At 49.1% G+C, this 289-nt stretch carries 1 pseudogene; it reads left to right on the top strand.

Features of this window, described 5'->3' with window-relative positions:
• Positions 1-245: pseudogene (locus ACWPM1_RS14830) on the top strand (IS3 family transposase); the annotation flags it as partial.
• Positions 246-289 lie beyond the last annotated feature (44 nt).

Raw genomic sequence — 289 nt, forward strand, 5'->3', positions numbered from 1 at the left:
CAATCTCAAGCACTCAATGGGCAGGCGCGGGAACTGCCATGATAATGCGTTCGCTGAGAGCTTCCTTAACCTGCTCAAACGCGAACGGATCCGAAGGCGGACATAAAAAACCCGCGCAGAAGCTCGGCAGGATGAGTTCGACTACATCGAAATTCTATAACCCCGTGCGAAAGCACGCCACAAACCCCATGTTGTCACCTGTGAACTTCGAACGACAGCAAAAAACAAACAATGAAGGCGTCTAGATCACTAGGCGCTATTCACTTCAATGTCTTCAATCTCAATGTTC

The organism is Tsuneonella sp. HG249 (assembly GCF_053819205.1).